The sequence below is a fragment of the Streptomyces sp. NPDC052040 genome (assembly GCF_044548405.1).
GTDB lineage: Bacteria > Actinomycetota > Actinomycetes > Streptomycetales > Streptomycetaceae > Streptomyces.
The window spans coordinates 42,863-60,304 of record NZ_JBIUBV010000024.1 but is presented as its reverse complement, the minus strand read 5'-3'; the positions used below and the strand labels follow the sequence as shown (position 1 = coordinate 60,304).

The following is a 17,442-nucleotide window of genomic DNA, read 5'->3' as shown; positions in this document are numbered from 1 at the left end:
GCGCGGTGCCAGGGCCCGCGAGCCCGGCATGATCCACACGAGAGGCCCTGGGCCGCCGGGTCCGCTAACGGGAGCTCAAGTCGCCGATCCAGCCGCTCACTTTGTCGAACCAGCTGCTCAGCAGCCCCCAGTACGACTTGGTGGTGCCGATCCAGTCCTGGAGCGGACTGAACTCCCAGACCAGCCATCCGGCGACGAACAGGATGACGATGACGAACAGGCAGCCCTTCAGGCAGCCGAGACCCGGGATCCTCATCGGGTTGGCGCTGCGCTGGCGCGGGGGCCGCGGCTCGCGCGCCGGACGCGGCTCCGGCCGCTGGGGCTGCTGCTGCGGCTGCTGTTGCTGGGGCGCATAGCGCTGCTGGGACTGCTGCTGGGGCGCGTACCGCTGCTGCGGTTGCTGCTGCTGCGCGGGGGCGTACTGCTGCCGCTGGGGCGGGTACCCCTGGGGCTGCTGCGGCTGGCCGTAGCCCGGGCCCTGCTGCTGGCGGGGCTGCTGGGGGCTCTGCTGCGGGCGTGCCACCTGGCGCTGCGGGCGGCGGCGCAGCGGGTCCTCGCCGGGGTCGAGATACGACTGGACCTGTGTCTGCTCGTTGCGGTCGCGGGCCGCGCGCAGCTGGTTCTGCCAGGGGTGCGGCTCCTCGGGGCCGGGGCCGCCACCGGGCCCGTTCTGCGGTACCGGCGGCATCACGGCCGTCGGGTCGGCCGCGCCCCGGTTCGGCAGGACGGCCGTGGGGTCCGCGGCGCCCACGGGGCCCGAGGTGTGCGGCAGGAAGCTGGTCGCCGCGTTCGGGTCGTACGCACCGGCCGCGCCCTGCGGCAGCACCTGGGTGGGCTCGGCGGAGCCGGGCACGGGGGCGGGGTCCGGGTCGGGGGCGAGCAGTGCGGTCACCCCGTCCGCGGCGGCGATCTGCGCGGCGCTCGCGTGCACACCGACGCCCTCGGCGACCACCCGCAGCGCACGCGCCAGGTTCTCGGCGCTCGGCCGGTCCTCCGGGTTCTTGCGCAGACACCGCTCCATGACCGTCCACAGCGGTTCGGGCACGGTCGAGGGGCGGCGCGGCTCGGCGCTCAAGTGCTGGTGGAGGACCTCGAGGGCGGTCCCGCCGGAGAACGGCGGACGGCCGGTGACCAGCTCGTACAGCAGGATTCCGGCGCCGTAGATGTCGACGGCGGAGGTCTGCGGGCGGCCCTCGGCGGACTCGGGCGCGACATACGCGGGTGTGCCCACGAACTCATGGGTGCGGGTGAGGCCCGGCGAGTCGGCCAGCCGGGCGATGCCGAAGTCGGTCAGCATCGGGTGCATCTGGCCGTCCTGCTGCGCCAGCAGGACGTTCGCGGGCTTCAGATCGCGGTGGACGACGCCGTCGGCGTGGCTCGCGGCCAGCGCGTCGGCGACCTGCGCGGTGAGCAGAGCCGCGGCGACCGGGGTGAAGGGCCCGTTCTCGCGGAGGTAGCGGTGCAGGTCGGGGCCGTCGACGAGGTCCATGACCAGCGCCAGCAAATCGCCCTCGACCACCAGGTCGCGCACCCGGACGATATTGGGGTGGGTGAGCCGGAGCAGGACGGAGCGCTCCCGAAGGAACCGCATGACGATGTCCGGGTCGCTCGCCAGCTCCTCCTTGAGGACCTTGATCGCGACCGTCTCGCCGGGCTGGCCGGCCACGGCCGCCTCGGCACCCGCGGTCTCCCGCTGGCGGGCCCGCCAGACGGTGCCCGTGGCGCCGCGTCCGAGCGGCTCCTCGAGGAGGTACTTGCTGCCTACCGGCCGCACGTCATGCGCTCCCTGCTGCTTGCTTGCCTGGTCCGTACCCCCGGCTCCGGTCACCGCCCCGGTGCGCCGAGCGTGTTCCGACCCACTGTAGTGCCGCACGGGACGGCACTACCTGTCGTCCGGGTCGTCCTGTCCGTCCCGCGTTCCGCTTCCCGCGCGTGTCCGCAGACGTGTGTTCGAGGAGAAGACGCTCCCCCGGGTCGCTTGGTTGCCGCGGCCGGACGTGACCGATCTCAAGCGGCCACCGGCCGGGCTATGGTCAGGCACTTTTGCGGGCAGAGCCGACCAATCAAGATCACTTGGCCCGGGAGGGCGGGCGCGTTGTCGGTGGCAGGTGCAAGGATGCATTCCGTACTGGCCGCTGTGCTCGTGCGCGGTGGGGGGAGTTCGCGGTGGGGGGACCGCGGCGCGGCTCCGCCCTCGTGCGCGGGCGCCCGCGCAGAAGGGACCGCAGACGGCGATGCAGATCCGGCTGACCGTCGTAGACCCGGGGAGCCCGCTCCCGGAGTCCCGGGTGCGCCCCGCGAGCTGCGACGTCCTGGTCACCGCCCCCGCCGGTACGGCACTGGCCGCGGTGTCCTCGGGCCTGGCCTCGGCGGTCGGCGCGGCCGGGGGAGCCCCCGCGCCCGAGCGCGGCCGGGAGCCCGGCGCCGGTGCCCCGGTGCTCTACGCGGGCTCCGAGCGGCTGGATCCGCAGCGCTGCACGCTGGGCGAGCCGCCGCTGCTGGACGGCGCGGTGCTGACCCTGGGCGCGCCCGCGGAGCCGGGCCCCGAGCCCGACGAGGACGCCGCCCAGCTGCATGTGGTGGCGGGTCCGGACGCGGGCGGTGTCCATCTGCTGCACGGCGGTGCGGTGCGCATCGGCCGCTCCGCCGACGCGGACGTCCCGCTGGACGACCCCGATGTCTCCCGGCTGCACTGCGCGGTCACGGTCGCCGCCGACGGCCGTGTCTCGGTCGCCGACCTGGGCTCCACCAACGGCACGGTGCTCGACGGCAGGCAGGTGACCGACCGCCCGGTACGGCTGGCCCCGGGGGCGCTGCTGCGCCTCGGGGAATCGGCCCTGCGGCTGGCTCCCCCCGGCGCGCACCGACGCGTGCGGACGGCACCGGACGGCGAGGGTCAGGTGCGGATCGCGGGGACGGTGGGGACTGGGGGGAACGGGGGAACTGGGGAGTCTGGGGGGACTGCCGCGGAGGAGGGGGCCGCGGGCTCGGTGGGTTCCGCGGGCTCGGTGGGTTCCGCGCGCTCCGGTGGTTCGCCGTACGCGGGTGGTACGCCGTATGCGGGTGGTACGCCGTATGCGGGTGGTACGCCGTACACGGCCGGATCCCCGTTCGCGGCCGAGGCCCCGCACACCGGCGGATCCCCGTACGCGGCCGGATCCCCGCGCCTGGGGAGGGTGCCGCAGGCGCGTGGGGAGAGCGTTCCGGAGCGCAGGGGGAACCCCGCGGGCGGAGACGCGGGCCCGTACGACGCAGGCCCATACGACGCACACACGCATGACGCGGGCACGTACGGCGCGGACACCTCCGACACGGACACGTACTCCGGCGGCGCGGCCACCCCCGGGCGGGGCGGGCCCGCCCTCGCCTCCGGGGACACCCACCACGGCTTCGGTACCGGGGGGTGGGGCGCCTCCGGCGGGGCCACCGCCGGGGCTCAGGGGCACGGCCCGGCGGAGCCGACTGCTCCCGGGCGCCCGGACGTGCCCGGCCCCATGGCGCCCACCGTGGCCGGGCAGGGCGAAGCGCCCGGCATCGGGATTCCGGGCGGGGAGGCGGTGCCCGGGGCGCGCAGGCGCGGCGGCTTCGGCGCCTGGGCCCGGCGTTTCACCGGGGGCCGCGGCGAAGGGGCGGTCACCGCACGTCCCGGCCTGGACCTTGCCGGCGTCGCCCCGGCGCCCGCGCCCTCAGGTGCACCGGCCCCCGAGACCTGGCCGGATCTCGCGGCACTGCTGCTGAGCGCGCTCGGCCCCGGGCCGCGGCTGTGGGAGCGCGGACCCGGCCATCCGGAGACCCTCACCGTGCGGCTGGGCACGGCCGACCGGACGGCGCCGGACGGCACAGGGCTGCTGCCCGCGGTGCCGGTGACCGCGGGGCTGCGCGAGGCGGGCTCCCTCGGGCTGGCCGGGCCCCGGGCGCGGCTCGGCGGGCTGGCGCGCGCGGTGGTGGCGCAGCTCGCCGCGCTGCACTCCCCCGACACGCTGGAGCTGGTCCTGATCAGCTCCGACCGCTCCCGCCCGCTTCAGGAGCGCACCGCCGACTGGGCCTGGCTCGGCTGGCTGCCGCATCTGCGCCCGGCGCACGGCCAGGACTGCCGGCTGCTGCTGGCGTACGACCGCGAGCAGGCCGCGGCGCGTACCGAGGAACTGCTGCGCCGCCTCGACGACCAGTCGGCGGACCTCGAAGGACCTGCGGCGGGCCGGAAGAACGGCCCGGTCTCCCACCCCGGCTCCAGCCACGGCTCCCATCCAGGCTCCGGCACAGACCAGTCGTACCCCGCAAACGCCCCCACCACGGACGGCAGCGGCGCGCCCTCCGTCTCCACCGGCCCGCTCACCGCTGCCGCCCCCGGCACCCGAGGCGCCCTCCGCCGCCCCTCCTGGGCGCGGGACGACGACGGGTCGCCGGGTGCCTTTCCCGGGCCGTACACGGTGGTCGTCGTGGACGGCGACCCCGGCACCGCCGAGGTGCGCGAGGCCGTCGCGCGGCTGGCGCGGCACGGGGCGCGGGCCGGGATCCATGTGCTCTGTCTGGCCGAGGCGCCCTCCGCCTCCCCCGCCTCTCCGGTGACGGAGACCTATGAGGCGGCGTGCGCGGCCTCGCCCGTGTTCCGGGAGTGCGGGGCGGTCGCGCTGCTGTGCGGCGAGGTGGCGACGGCGCTGCGGCTGCTGCGGGTGGCGCCCGGCGGGGGCGGGGACCCCCGCGGGCCTCGCGCCCCGGTGGGACACGGCACGGTCGCGGCGGTGGACGCGGTGTCCCCGGCGTGGGCGGAGCGGTTCGCGCGGGCGCTCGCGCCGCTGCGCACCGATGGCGCCGGGGACCGGCACCCCCGGGTGTCGGTGCCGCTGCCGCAGGCGGCCCGGCTGCTGGACGAGTTGGGGCTGGCACGGGCCACCCCGGCTTCCCTGATGGCGCGTTGGGCCGACGCGGCGGACGACACCCGGTCGCCGGGCGGGCGCGCCTGGGCGGTGCTCGGCGCGGGGCCGCGCGGTCCGGTGACCGTGGATCTCGCCGTCGACGGGCCGCACATGCTGGTGGAGGGGCCGTCCGGCAGCGGGCGTACGGAGCTGCTGCGCTCGGTGGCCGCGTCGCTCGCGTCCGCCGAGCGGCCCGACCGGCTGGGGATCGTGCTGGTCGAGGGCGGCGGCTGCGGGCCGAACGGGGCACCCGACGGCGAGGGCCTGCGGGTGGTCACGGACCTGCCGCATGTCACCACCCATCTGCTGGCCAACGACCCGGTCCGGATGCGGGAGTTCGCGCAGTCCCTGAGTGCGGAGCTGAAGCGGCGCGGGGAGTTGCTGGGGCGGCTGGGCTTCGCGGAGTGGCACGCCCAGCGGGGGCTGTCGGGGCGGATCGGCCCGCAGCGCACGAGCGCCCCGGCCGGGGGCGATCTGGAATCCCCGCCGAGCACCACCCTGCGGCTGCGGCCCGGGGCACGGCAGCGGCCCGAACCGGTGCCGCCGCCAGCCCGGCTCGTGGTGCTGGTGGACGATCTGGACGCGCTGCTGTCCCCCGCGCTGGGCGCGCCCGGCCGTCCGGCCGCCGGTTCGGTCGTCCGGGCCCTGGAGGCGGTGGCCCGGGACGGTGAGCGGCTCGGGGTGCATCTGGTCGCCGCGGCGGGCCTCGGCGGCCGGACGGCGGACTGGGAGCCCACGCGCACGGCCTCGCTCCGGATCGCCCTGGACCCGGTGGCGCCCGGACCCGACGAACCGGCGCCCGGACGGGGCCGGTTGACCGGCCCGGACGCCCGGGTGACCCCCTTCCAGGGCGGCCGGATCACCGGACGGATCCCCCGCACGGCGACCCTGCGCCCCACCGTCCTGCCCCTGGAGTGGCACCGCATGGGCGACCCGCCCGCGCGCCGCCCGGTCCGGGAACTGGGCAACGGGCCGACCGACCTGGCCCTCCTCGCCAGCGCGCTGGAGCGGGCGGCCCGTTCGGTGTCGGCCGCGGAGATGCCCTCGCTGCTGTAGTCCCCGTCCGCCGGGAGGCTGCGCCCGGCGGGGCGTAGCCGCAGAAGGCCGCGAGCGGCGGACGGGCGAGGCACTCACGGTACGTCACGAGGCGGTCACGATCGCCCCGTTGACGGCGCATGCGCTCTTGCCGCCCCGATCGTCCCCGCGTACACCGGAGCGCACGGGACCGTGCTCGACGTTCGACGGGACACAGAACGAGGCACCAGAACGGGGCAGCGATGCGCAGGACGAGCAGCACCATCCGGACCGTCCGGGCCGCCAGGACCGCGGCCGCCCTCCTCGCGGGAGCGCTTGCGCTCTCGCTCACCGCGTGCGGCGGAGGCGACGACAAGAAGAGCGTCGACGGCAAGCAGAGCGGGGGCACGCCCTCCGCGGCCACCGTCGCCCTCCCCGAGTTGGACGGGCAGAGCCTGGAGGTCGCCGCCGTATGGACCGGCGCCGAGCAGGCCAACTTCAAGAAGGTGCTGGCCGAGTTCGAGAAACGCACCGGCGCCAAGGTCACCTTTGTGCCCGCCCAGGACCCGATCGTCAACTTCCTCGGCTCGAAGATCGCCGGTGGTCAGCCGCCGGACGTCGCCCTGCTCCCGCAGCCCGGCGCCGTACGGCAGGCCGTGCAGAAGAAGTGGGCCAAGCCCCTAGGCGCCCAGGCCCGGGCCCAGATCGAGAAGAACTACTCCCGGGGCTGGCAGGACATCGGCAAGGTCGACGGCACCCAGTACGCGGCGTACTACAAGGCCGCCAACAAGTCGCTGATCTGGTACAACGCCCAGGTCTTCGCGAACGCGGGGGCCACCGAACCGGCGACCTGGGCGGACCTGCTGAAGACCGCCCGGAGCGTCTACGACTCCGGGGTCACCCCCTTCTCCGTCGGCGGCGCCGACGGCTGGACCCTCACCGACTGGTTCGAGAACGTGTATCTGTCCCAGGCGGGCCCGGAGAAGTACGACCGGCTCGCCCAGCACAGGATCAAGTGGACGGATCCGTCCGTGCGGCAGGCGCTGGCCACGCTGGCGCAGCTCTGGGGCACGAAGGACTACCTCGCGGGCGGCGCCGACGGCGCGCTCCAGACCGAGTTCCCGGCCTCCGTCACCCAGACCTTCACCGGAGGCGCCCAGCCCAAGGCGGGCATGGTCTTCGAGGGCGACTTCGCGCAGGTCAACATCGGGGAGACCAAGGCAAGGGTGGGCACGGAGGCGAAGGTGTTCCCGTTCCCGGCGGTCGGGGGCCGGGCGCCCGTGGTCTCCGGCGGCGACGCGGCGGTCGTCCTCAAGGACTCCCCGGCGGCGCAGGCGCTGGTCACCTTCCTCGCCTCGCCGGACGCGGCCACCGTGCAGGCCCGGCTCGGCGGCTATCTCTCCCCGAACAAGGGGGTCCCGCTGTCCGCGTACCCCAACGCGGTGCAGCAGAAGGTGGCCAAGGCGCTGATCGCGGCCGGTGACGACTTCCGCTTCGACATGTCCGACCAGGCCCCGCAGGCGTTCGGCGGCACCCCCGGCAAGGGCGAGTGGAAGGACCTCCAGGACTTTCTGAAGAACCCGGCGGACATCGCGGGCACCCAGGCGAAGCTGGAGAAGGACGCGGCGGCGGCCTACGGAAGCGGGAGCTGATCCGGCCGTGGCGGCGGCAGCCGCGGAGGGTGTCGCCGAGGGCCCGGCGACACCGCCCGCTCCCCGTCCGCGCAGGAGCGTGACCGGCACCCGCAGGGCCGTGGCGGCCCTGTTCCTGCTGCCTGCGCTGGTGCTGCTGGGCGCGCTCGTGGTCTACCCGATCGGGTACTCGGTGGTCCGCAGCTTCGGCACCGCCTCCGGCCACGGCTTCGCCGGATTCGGCAACTACCGGGCGCTGTTCACCGACGACGGCATCCGCACCGCCCTGCGGAACACCATCATCTGGGTGGTGGTCGCCCCGGCCGTCTCCACCGCCCTCGGCCTGGTCTTCGCGGTGCTCACCGAACGGGTGCGCTGGGGCACGGCGTTCAAGCTCGTCGTCTTCATGCCGATGGCGATCTCGATGCTGGCGGCGGGGATCATCTTCCGGCTGGTGTACGACCAGGACCCGGACCGGGGTGTGGCGAACGCCGTGTGGGTGGGCGTCCATGACACCTTCGCCCCGTCGTCCGCGTTCCCGAAGGCGCACCCCGGCCGGGAGTCGCCACTGGTGGCGCAGGGCGGCGGCTTTGTCACCCGGGCCCCGGTCCACGCCGGGCAGCCGGCCGCCCTGCCGCTGGTGGGGGTCGCCCCCGACCGGATGCCGGACGGTGCGCGGCGAGCCGTGGCGGCCGTGCCCGAGCCGGGGAAGGTCACCGGCACCACCTGGCAGGACTTCACCCGCGGCAAGGGGGTCGGCAGGCTGGGCGTGGTCGACGCCCCGGAGCTGGGCTATGCCGGGATGCGGATCGAGGCCGTCCGGGACGGCCGGGTCGTGGCCTCCGCCAAGGCCGCCGCCGACGGCACCTTCACCCTGCCCGCCCGGGCCGACGGCGCCCTGCTGCGGCTCCCGGCGGCCAACTTCAAGGAGCCGTACAACGGAGTGGACTGGCTGGGTCCGTCGCTGGTCACCCCGGCCGTCATCGGCGCGTACGTGTGGATGTGGGCCGGTTTCGCGATGGTGCTGATCGCGGCGGGCCTCGCGGGCCTGCCCCGCGAACTGCTGGAGGCGGCGCGGGTGGACGGCGCGAACGAGTGGCAGGTGTTCCGGCGGGTCACGGTGCCGCTGCTCGCTCCGGTGCTCGCGGTGGTCGCGGTGACGCTGATGATCAATGTGCTGAAGATCTTCGACCTGGTCTTCATCATCCCGCCGGGCTCCTCCCAGGACGACGCGAACGTGCTGGCGCTGGAGCTGTACCGCAAGGGCTTCTCGGAGGACCAGCCGGGCGTCGCGAGCGCAATCGCGGTGCTTCTGCTGCTGCTGGTGGTCCCGGTGATGCTCGTCAATGTCCGGCGGCTGCGGCGGGAGGTCCGGCGATGACGGCCCGGGTCCGAAAGCTCCCGGCGGCGGCGCCCGGCACCGCGGTCCGGGCGCGGCGCTCGCTCGGCGCGCGGCTCGCGGAGCGCGCGGGCGGCGGTCTGGTGCGGCTGTTCCTGATCGCCGTGGCACTGTTCTGGCTGGTGCCGACGGTCGGGCTGCTGCTGTCCTCGCTGCGCTCGCCGTCGGACATGAGCGCCTCCGGCTGGTGGACGGTCCTCCAGAAGCCGTCCCGGCTGACCTTCGAGAGCTACCGGAAGCTGCTGGAGAACGGGGACATCACCCACTCCCTGCTGAACACGGTCCTGATCACCGTGCCCGCGACGGCCCTGGTGGTGGCGATCGGCTCCCTGGCGGGCTATGCCTTCGCCTGGATGGAGTTCCCCGGCCGCGACTGGTGGTTCGTCGGGGTGGTCGGGCTGCTGGTGGTGCCCGTGCAGGTGGCGCTGATCCCGCTCGCGGAACTGTTCGGCAGGATCGGCCTGTTCGGGACGGTCCTCGGGGTGGTCCTCTTCCACACCGGCTTCGGCCTGCCCTTCGCGGTGTTCCTGCTGCGGAACTTCTTCGCGGAGATCCCCCGGGAGCTGCTGGAGGCGGCGCGCCTGGACGGGGCGGGTGAACTGCGGCTGTTCGCCCGGGTGGTGCTGCCGCTGGGCGGCCCGGCGATCGCGAGCCTCGGCATCTTCCAGTTCCTGTGGGTGTGGAACGACATGCTGGTGGCGCTGGTGTTCACCAAGTCGGGCACCCAGCCGATCACGGTGGCCCTCCAGACACAGGTCCGCCAGTTCGGCAACAACATCGATGTGCTGGCGCCCGGCGCGTTTCTGTCGATGGTGATCCCGCTGGCCGTGTTCTTCGCGTTCCAGCGCCAGTTCGTCTCGGGCGTGACGGCCGGAGCCGTCAAGTAGCGTCACTAGTACGGCAGTTCAGGGGTGGACCGGTCCCCGGCCCACCCCGCGCCGTTCACCTGGGGTTTCCTTCCCCGTTCCCCCTCATGCCGCACCCGGGCGTAACCAAACCACTCCATCGGACGTTTTCGGGCAGTATGCCCGCGCCGACCCATGGATTCCCCTTGCCCAGGTTCAGTGTCATCGTTCCCGCGTACAAGGTTCAGGCCTACCTGGCGGAATGCCTCACGTCCGTGCTGGAACAGTCGTACCCCGACCTCGAATTGATCGCCGTGGACGACTGCTCGCCGGACGCCTGCGGCTCCCTGATCGACGAGTTCGCCGCCCGGGACGCCCGGGTGCGCCCGCTGCACCTGCCGGAGAACGCCGGGCTCGGGCCCGCCCGCAACGCCGGTCTGGAGCAGGCGCGGGGCGACTACGTCCTCTTCCTGGACGGCGACGACACCCTGGCCCCGGACGCCCTCCAGGACATCGCGGACCGGCTGGCGGCGACCGGCGGCCCGGACGTCCTGGTCTTCGACTACGCCCGCACGTACTGGACCGGCCGGACGGTCCGCAACCGGCTGTCCGGCCTGCTCACCGAGGAAGGCCCGGCGCCCTTCCGCCTCGACGACCGGCCCGGGCTGCTCTCGCTGCTGATGGTGGTGTGGAACAAGGCGTACCGCCGGGAGTTCGTCGAGCGCGAGGGCTTCACCTTCCCGCCGGGCTACTACGAGGACACGCCCTGGACCTTCCCGGTGCTGCTGACCGCCGGGACGATCGCCACCCTCGACCGGGTCTGCGTCCACTACCGCCAGCGCCGCCAGGGCAGCATCCTGGGCTCGACCAGCCGACGCCACTTCGATGTGTTCGACCAGTACGACCGGGTGTTCGCGCATCTGGACGCGCACCCCGGACTCGACCGCTGGCGGCCGGTGCTGTTCGGCCGCATGGTCGACCATCTGGCCACGGTGTTCGCGCGGCGCGGCAGGCTGCCGCGGGGCAGCCACGGCGAGTTCCTGCGCCTGGCCCGCGACCACTACCGCCGCCACCGCACCCCGGGTGCCCCGCTGCGCCCGCGCCATCTGCTGGTCCGCTTCGGCGCGCACCGCACCTTCCGGCTGCTGTCGCTGGCGTCCCGGCTGGTCCACGGCACCCGGCGGCTGGCCGCGGGGGCCGGGCGGCGGGCGGCCGGGGTGGCGCTGCGGGCGCACTACCGGCTCCAGTCGCGGCTGCCGCTGCGCGACGACCGGGCCGTCTTCGCCACGGCCGAGGGCGGCTACACCTGCAACCCGGCGGCCCTGGAGTCCGCGTTCCGTCGGCTGTTCCCCCGGATCCGTACCGCCTGGATCGCCCGCCCCGAGCACCGGCACACGGTCCCGGCGGCCACCCGGCGGCTGCGGCCCGGCACGGCCGCGTACTGGACGGCGCTCGCCCGCTCCCGGTATCTCGTGCACAACGCCGACTTCGGCCCGGAGGTGGTCAAGCGGCGCGGCCAGATCCTGGTCCAGACCCGGCGGGGCACCCCGCTCAAGCGGATGGGCCTGGACCTCCGGGACCGCCCGGCCGCCGCCCGCGACACCGATCTGGCGCGGATGCTGCGCTCCGCCGACACCTGGGACTACGTGGTGTCCGGCAACCGCCACTCCAGCCTGGTGTGGGAGCGGGTGTTCCCGTCCCGCTTCACCACCCTGGAGTACGGTCTCCCCCGCAATGACGTCTTCGCGCGGGCGACCTCGGCGGATGTGACCCGGCTGCGCGAGACGCTGGGCATCCCCGCGGACGCGGTGGCCGTCCTGTACGCGCCGACCGGCCGCGACTACCACCGCGGCCCCCGCCCCGGACTCGACCTCGAACGCTTCCTCAGCAGACTCGGCCCGCGCTTCGTCCTGCTGACCCGGGCGCACCCCGCGTACGGCGAACCGCTGACCCGGGCCACCGGCGGGCGGCTGATCGATGTGAGCGGCCGGACGAGCGTGGAGTCGGTGTGCCTGGCCGCGGACGCGCTGATCACCGACTTCTCCTCGCTGATGGTCGACTACGCCAACCTGGACCGGCCGATCGTGGTGTACGCGGACGACTGGGAGGCGTACGAGGCGGCCCGCGGCACCTGCTTCGACGTCCGGTCCTTCCCGCCGGGCGCGGTGGCACACAGCGAGGACGAGCTGATCGACATCTTCACCACCGGCCACTGGTGCGGCTCCCGTTCGGCACGGCTGCGGGCCGCCTTCCGCGAGCGCTTCTGCCCCTGCGACGACGGGCGCGCCGCCGAGCGGATCGCCCGCCGGGTGGTGCTCGGGGAGAGCGCCGTGCTGCCGTCGGTGATCCCCCCTTCGGGCCGCCACCCGGTCCCGTCCGCCACCGCTCCGCCAACCCCCGTGGCTCCGGCCGCCGTTCCGGCGCCCGCGGGTGCCGTCCCGGCCGCCGGACGCCTGTAGCCCCCGACGCACCCGGAGTTCCGTATGCCGCGCAGACCCACCCCCACCCGGCCGTTCACCTGGCGTCCCGCCGGGCGGCCCGGGCGCTGACCCACCCGGCGCCCCACCCCGCACAGGCCCCGGCGCAGGCACCGGGGCCCGAGAGAAAGACCAGAATGCCCCGCTTCAGCATCATCGTTCCCGCGTTCGGTGTCGCCGGCCGTCTGTCCGAGGCGCTGGACTCGGTCCTGCGCCAGTCCTTCGACGACATCGAGGTGATCCCGGTCCTCGACGCCCCCGACTCCCCCGCGGGCACGGTCGCCGCCGCCCACGCCGAGCGGGACGGCCGGGTGGTGCCGGTCGGCTCGCCGCCCGCGGGCGGCCTGGGTGTGGCCCGTACGGCCGGGATGGCGGCGGCGACCGGGACCTATCTGCTGTTCCTCGACGGCGACGACACCCTCACGCCGGGGGCGCTGGCCGCGCTCGACGCGCGCCTTGCCGCGACCGGCGAGGTCGACGTCCTCTTCTTCGGGCACGAGCGGGTCCACTGGTGGGACGCCGGGACCTCCGCGCCGCCGCTGGGCCCGGCGCCCGAGGGGGCGTTCGCGCCGGGCGGCGCGCCGGAGCTGACCGGGGTGTCCGTACCCGCCTGGAGCGCCGCCTACCGCCGCGACTTCGTCACCGGACACCGGCTCGCCTTCCCGGCGGGCCACTTCACCGACATCGGCTGGGGCGGTCTGGTCACCCTCGCCGCGGAGCGGCTGGCCGTGCAGCGCTCGGTCTGCGTACGGCATCTGCTGCGCCGCCAGGGCAGCCGTCTGCACAGCCCCGGCGCCCATCAGCTCGAACTGCTCGACCAGGTGGAGCTGGTCCTCACCCGGGCCACCGAACTCCCGCTGCCCGAGGAGCGGTTGCGGCCGCTGTTCGAGCAGCTCTTCGCCGCTGTGCTGAGCACCGCCGCCCATCCGGAGCGGCTGCCCGCGGAGCTGCGGCGCGCCTTCTTCCGGCGGGCGGCCGGGCTGTACCGGCGCCACCGCCCGGCCGGGTTCCGTCCTCCGGCGGGCGCCGCCGGGGTGCAGCACCGGCTGCTGGCGGCCGGTGCCCATGACGCCTTCCAGGCGCTGCGGGCCGTCAACCGGGGCCTGGCCCAGGTCGCCCGGCAGGCGCCCGCGCCCCGGGCCCTGCGCACCCGCGCCCGGTACGCCCTGCACCTGCGCCGCCCGCTGGATCCCGACCTCGCGGTGTACTGCGCGTACTGGGGCCGCGGCTACGCCTGCAACCCGGCCGCGATCCACGCCAAGGCCCGCGAACTCGCCCCGCACCTGCGGCAGGTGTTCCTGGTGGAGCCGGACGCCGTGGACAGCCTGCCGAAGGACGTGGAGTACGCGGTGCTCGGCAGCCATGCCGCCTGGGAGGCGCTCGCCCGGGCCCGCTTCCTGGTGAACAACGCCAACTTCGCGGACGCCGTGGTCAAGCGCCCCGGCAGTGTGCACCTCCAGACCCAGCACGGCACACCGCTGAAGAAGATGGGCGTCGACCAGTCCGTGCACCCGGTGGTGGCGGCCGCCTCCGGAAGCTTCGCCAAACTGCTGGCGCGGGTGGACCGCTGGGACTACAGCCTCTCCTCCAACCAGCACTCCACCCGGATGTGGGAGCGGGCGTTCCCCGGCTCGTACGAGACCCTCGAATACGGCTATCCGCGCAATGACGTCTACTGCACGGCGACCGCCGAGGACGTGGCCCGCGTCCGCCGTGACCTGGGCGTCCCCGAGGGCAGGACGGCCCTGCTGTACGCGCCCACGCACCGCGACCACAGCAGCGGCTTCGACGCCCGGCTGGACCTGGAGGCGTTCTGCGAGGCGATCGGCGACGAGTACGTGGTGCTGCTGCGCGCCCACTACTTCTACGACCGGGGCCGGGCCCGGCGCGAGGGCCGGATCATCGACGTCACCGGGCACCGCTCCGCGGAGGACGTCTGCCTCGCCGCCGACGCGCTGATCACGGACTACTCCTCGATCATGTTCGACTACGCCAATCTCAACCGGCCGATCGTGGTGTTCGCGGACGACTGGGACGTCTACCGGGAGGTGCGGGGCGTGTACCTCGACCTGCTCCGGGAACCGCCGGGCCGGGTGGCGCGGACCCCCGGGGAGCTGGCGGCCCTCTTCCGCGACGGCACCTGGGCGGACGCCTCCGCCGCCGCCCTGCGCGCGGCCTTCCGGCAGCGCTTCTGCCCGTTCGACGACGGGCTGGCCGCCGAACGGGTGGTGCGCCGGGTGCTGCTGGGCCAGCCGCCCGAGTCGATCCCGCCCGTGATCCCGCTGGCCGAGCGCGTTCCCGCCCCGGCCCACTCCCTGGTGAGGAGCTGACCCCGTGCCCCGCTTCAGCGTCATCGTCCCCGTCTTCAAGGTGCAGGGCTTCCTCGGCGAGTGCCTCGACTCGGTGCTCGGGCAGTCGTACGACGACTTCGAGGTGATCGCCGTCGACGACTGCTCGCCCGACGGCTGCGGAGCGATCCTCGACGAGTACGCCGCGCGCGACCCGCGCCTGCGGGTGCTGCATCTGCCCGAGAACGTCGGCCTGGGCCGGGCCCGTAACGCCGGGATGCCGTATGCCACCGGGGACTATCTGTTCTTCCTCGACAGCGACGACACCCTCACCCCGGGGGCGCTCGGCGCGATCGCCGAGCGGCTGGCGGAGACCCGCGACCCGGATGTGCTGGTCTTCGACTACGCCCGCACCTACTGGTGGGGCGGCACCCGCCGCAATGTGCTGGCCCGGGTGCTCGCGGAGGCGGGCGCGGGGACCTTCACGGCTGCGGACCACCCGGAGATCCTGGATCTGCTGATGGTGGTGTGGAACAAGGTCTACCGCCGGGGCTACGTCACCGCGCACAACCTGAGCTTCCCGCCGGGCTACTACGAGGACACCCCCTGGACGTTCCCGGCGCTGCTGAGCGCCGGGCGGATCGCGGCCCTGGACCGGATCTGCCTGAACTACCGGCAGCGCCGCCAGGGCAACATCCTGTCCACCACCAGCCGCAAGCACTTCGACATCCACGACCAGTACGAGCGGGTCTTCGCCTACGTCGACGCCCGTCCCGAACTGGCCCGCTGGCGGCCCTTCCTGCACCGCAAGATGGGCGAGCACTGCCTGGACATCCTCGCCAAACCGGACCGGCTGCCCCCGTCCGACAAGGGCGAGTTCTTCGACCGCACCGCCGAACTGTTCCGCAGGTACCGCACCGACGAACCGGTCCCGGCGCAACTGCGGGTGCTCCAGGGCGGCTACGCGGGCTACCGGGCCCGGGAGCGGGCCGCCGCGCTCCGCCGGACGCTGGGGCGGCAGCGGAAGCGGGCCCGGGCTGCGGCGTCCGGGCGCGTCAAGCGGGGCTGGGCCGGGGCACACGCACTGCGGCCGCTGGACCCGGAGCTGGCGGTCTACTCGGCGTTCACCCACCGGGGCGTCCTCGGCGACCCGGCCGCCGTCTACCGCGCGGCCCGCGAACTCGCCCCGCACATCCGGGGCGTGTGGGTCGTACGCCAGGACCAGGTGGAGCACCTTCCGCCGGACATCGAGTACGTGCTGCCGGGCACCCTGGACTACCACCGGCTCACCGCGCGGGCCATGTACTTCGTCAACAACGTCAACTGGCCCGGCTCGCTGGTGAAGCGGCCCGGCAGCGTCCATGTCCACACCCACCGGGGCGCCCCGCTGAAGTACCAGGGCGCCGATCTGCTGGACCGGCCGGGCGCCCGGTACGGGGTGGACGTGCCGGGGATGCTGCGCCGCGCCGACCGCTGGGACTACAGCCTGGTCGCCAGCCGCCACGCGGAGCTGGCCTGGGAGCGCGCCTACCCCTGCCGCTTCGCCTCGGTGCGCACCGGCAGCCCCCGCAACGACGTCCTCGTCGGCGCGCGGCCCGGGGACGGCGCCGCCTTCCGGGCGCGGCACGGCATCCCCGGGGACTCCACGGTGGTGCTCTACGCGCCGACCCGCCGGGACCATGTCCGGGGCGGCCACACCGAACGCCTCGACCTGGCCCGGTTCGCCGCGGACCTGGGCCCGGACCGCACCCTGGTCGTCCGGCTGCACCCCTCGCTCGCGCAGGGCCCGGCCCGCGCCCTGGGCCTGGCCGAACTGCACCGGCGCGGGGTGTTGGTGGACGCCACCGACGAGCCACGGGCCGAGGAGGTGATGCTCGCCTCGGACGCCCTGGTCACGGACTACTCGTCCCTGATGTTCGACTACGCCACGCTGGACCGGCCGATCGTGGTGCACGCCGACGACTGGGACACCTTCACGGCGGCCCGGGGCACGTATCTCGACATCACGGCGGACGCGCCGGGCCATGTCACCCACTCCCAGCGGGAGTTGAGCGAGCTGTTCGCCTCGGGGGCCTGGCGTGACGCGGAGTCGGCGCGGCGGCGGGCCGGATTCCGGGCACGGTACTGCGAGTTCGAGGACGGCCAGGCGGCCCGGCGGGTGGTACGCACCCTGCTGCTGGGCGAGCCGGACACCCGGATCTCGATCCCGGCCCCGGCGACGGGCGAGCGCGGGACGGCGGGGGTGGCACGGGGGCACTGACCGCCCCTGGGCGCCGGGGCGCGGTAGGGCGCCGGGGCGCACGGACGTGCCCGGCTCGGAGCGCGCCGCGTGGCGTCCGGCACGCAGGCGGGCCCGGCGCCGGGAGGTGCCTCACCGGGGCCGGGCGCGGGTCCGCTCGGGAGTCCGGTCCGCGGTCGGCGGCGGACCGGGCTCCCGACGGCGGGAGCGGGCCGAGGGTTACTCGACGACCAGCTCGACCGGGATGTTGCCCCGGGTGGCGTTGGAGTAGGGGCAGACCTGGTGGGCCTGCTCGACCAGCTTGCGGCCGGTCTCCTGGTCCACCGAGTCCGGCAGCTCGACGCGCAGCGTGACCGCGAGCCCGAAGCCCTCGCCCTGCTTGCCGATGCTCACCTCGCCGGTCACCGCGGCGTCGCTGACGTCGACCTTGGCCTGGCGGCCGACGAGGCCGAGCGCGCTGGCGAAGCAGGCGGCGTATCCGGCGGCGAACAGCTGCTCGGGGTTGGTGCCCTGGCCGCCGCCGCCCATCTCCGCCGGAACGGCCAGCTGGAGGTCGAGCTTGCCGTCGGAGCTGACGGCGCGCCCGTCGCGGCCGTGGGTGGCGGTGGCTACGGCGGTGTAGAGCGCGTCCAT

9 protein-coding genes are annotated in these 17,442 nt (G+C 74.8%); 7 read left to right on the top strand and 2 right to left on the bottom strand.

Translation table 11 applies throughout. From position 1 onward, the window contains the following. Positions 1-64: 64 nt before the first annotated feature. Positions 65-1,774, bottom strand: a complete 1,710-nt coding sequence (locus ACIHAA_RS30405; protein ID WP_399822796.1) for a serine/threonine-protein kinase — start codon at positions 1,772-1,774, stop codon at positions 65-67. Between the two features lie 460 nt (positions 1,775-2,234). Here ACIHAA_RS30405 and ACIHAA_RS30400 point away from each other — a divergent pair, with 460 nt between their 5' ends. The 7 genes from ACIHAA_RS30400 (at position 2,235) to ACIHAA_RS30370 (ending at position 16,830) form a co-directional block, all read left to right on the top strand. After that, positions 2,235-5,972 carry an FHA domain-containing protein gene (locus ACIHAA_RS30400; protein WP_399822794.1) on the top strand — a complete coding sequence of 1,246 codons (3,738 nt, stop codon included), beginning with the start codon at positions 2,235-2,237 and terminating at the stop codon, positions 5,970-5,972. A 221-nt stretch (positions 5,973-6,193) separates the two neighbouring features. Then, positions 6,194-7,582, top strand: a complete 1,389-nt coding sequence (locus ACIHAA_RS30395) for an ABC transporter substrate-binding protein (RefSeq protein WP_399822792.1) — start codon at positions 6,194-6,196, stop codon at positions 7,580-7,582. A gap of 79 nt (positions 7,583-7,661) precedes the next feature. Beyond that, positions 7,662-8,942 (top strand): carbohydrate ABC transporter permease, encoded by a 1,281-nt coding sequence (locus tag ACIHAA_RS30390; protein WP_399822841.1) that lies wholly within the window; start codon positions 7,662-7,664, stop codon positions 8,940-8,942. Continuing rightward, positions 8,939-9,847, top strand: coding sequence for a carbohydrate ABC transporter permease (locus ACIHAA_RS30385; RefSeq protein ID WP_399822790.1), 909 nt, complete (start codon positions 8,939-8,941; stop codon positions 9,845-9,847). Before ACIHAA_RS30390 ends, ACIHAA_RS30385 begins: the two co-directional genes overlap by 4 nt. A gap of 164 nt (positions 9,848-10,011) precedes the next feature. Next, positions 10,012-12,264 carry a CDP-glycerol glycerophosphotransferase family protein gene (locus ACIHAA_RS30380; RefSeq protein ID WP_399822788.1) on the top strand — a complete coding sequence of 751 codons (2,253 nt, stop codon included), beginning with the start codon at positions 10,012-10,014 and terminating at the stop codon, positions 12,262-12,264. Between the two features lie 155 nt (positions 12,265-12,419). Next, positions 12,420-14,612 carry a CDP-glycerol glycerophosphotransferase family protein gene (locus tag ACIHAA_RS30375; RefSeq protein WP_399822786.1) on the top strand — a complete coding sequence of 731 codons (2,193 nt, stop codon included), beginning with the start codon at positions 12,420-12,422 and terminating at the stop codon, positions 14,610-14,612. A gap of 4 nt (positions 14,613-14,616) precedes the next feature. Then, entirely contained in the window at positions 14,617-16,830 is a 2,214-nt protein-coding gene (locus tag ACIHAA_RS30370) for a CDP-glycerol glycerophosphotransferase family protein (RefSeq protein ID WP_399822784.1), read from the top strand. A 198-nt stretch (positions 16,831-17,028) separates the two neighbouring features. Here the strand turns inward: ACIHAA_RS30370 and ACIHAA_RS30365 are convergent, their stop codons facing one another. Beyond that, positions 17,029-17,442: an organic hydroperoxide resistance protein gene (locus ACIHAA_RS30365; protein ID WP_399822782.1), complete on the bottom strand. Its 414-nt coding sequence runs from the start codon at positions 17,440-17,442 to the stop codon at positions 17,029-17,031.

Coding starts and splice junctions, on each gene's coding strand:
- ACIHAA_RS30385 (WP_399822790.1), top strand. CDS start 8,939: ATGACGGCCCGGGTCCGAAAGCTCCCGGCGGCGGCGCCCGGCACCGCG.
- ACIHAA_RS30395 (WP_399822792.1), top strand. CDS start 6,194: ATGCGCAGGACGAGCAGCACCATCCGGACCGTCCGGGCCGCCAGGACC.
- ACIHAA_RS30400 (WP_399822794.1), top strand. CDS start 2,235: ATGCAGATCCGGCTGACCGTCGTAGACCCGGGGAGCCCGCTCCCGGAG.
- ACIHAA_RS30365 (WP_399822782.1), bottom strand. CDS start 17,442: ATGGACGCGCTCTACACCGCCGTAGCCACCGCCACCCACGGCCGCGAC.
- ACIHAA_RS30375 (WP_399822786.1), top strand. CDS start 12,420: ATGCCCCGCTTCAGCATCATCGTTCCCGCGTTCGGTGTCGCCGGCCGT.